Below are 835 nucleotides of genomic sequence, written 5' to 3'. Positions count from 1 at the left end.
GACGTAATGCCGGATCGTGTAGAGACTGGAACATACCTCGTTGCAGCAGCAGCAACACGCGGTCGCGTTAAACTAAAAGATACACGAGCAGATTTACTAGATGCTGTATTAGTTAAGCTTGAAGAAGCGGGTGCAGAAATCACAACGGGTGAAGACTGGATCGAACTAGATATGAAGGGTAAACGTCCGAAAGCAGTTTCGGTTAAAACAGCGCCTTATCCTGCTTTTCCCACGGATATGCAAGCGCAATTCGTATCAATGAATTGCGTCGCTGAAGGTTCAGGCTCAATTACCGAAACAATTTTTGAAAATCGTTTCATGCACGTGCAAGAGCTACAGCGTATGGGCGCTGATATTAAGGTCGAAGGCAACACTGCGATTATTACAGGCGTTGAAAAACTTCATGCAGCGCCGGTTATGGCAACAGATTTGCGTGCTTCTGCAAGTCTTGTAATCGCAGGATTACTGGCTGATGGAAACACCTTAGTTGATCGCATATACCACATCGATCGTGGTTACGAATGTATTGAAGAAAAACTGCAATTGCTGGGCGGTAAAATCCAGCGTCTACCGGGTTAATGCTCGGTTTTATTGATTGCATAGCGGATTTAAAGAATGTCTGATTCATTGATCATCGCTCTATCTAAAGGGCGTATTTTGAAAGAAACCTTACCGTTGTTAGCGGAAGCGGGTGTTGAGCCTCTAGAGGACTTAAGCTCTAGTCGTAAGCTAATTTTTGATACAACGGTAGAAAATATTAAGTTCATTATTATTCGCGCGACTGATGTTCCATCTTATGTTCAGTATGGTGGTGCTGATATCGGTGTGACAGGTA

At 43.8% G+C, this 835-nt stretch carries 2 pseudogenes; both read left to right on the top strand.

From position 1 onward, the window contains the following. Positions 1-579, top strand: a pseudogene (locus tag A3739_RS25915) (UDP-N-acetylglucosamine 1-carboxyvinyltransferase); the annotation flags it as partial. A 36-nt stretch (positions 580-615) separates the two neighbouring features. After that, positions 616-835 (top strand): annotated as a pseudogene (gene hisG / locus A3739_RS25910) (ATP phosphoribosyltransferase); the annotation flags it as partial.

It is taken from the genome of Oleiphilus sp. HI0067, from assembly GCF_001635735.1.
Note: the sequence above shows the minus strand (reverse complement) of the source record. Positions and strands in the feature narration are given on the sequence as shown.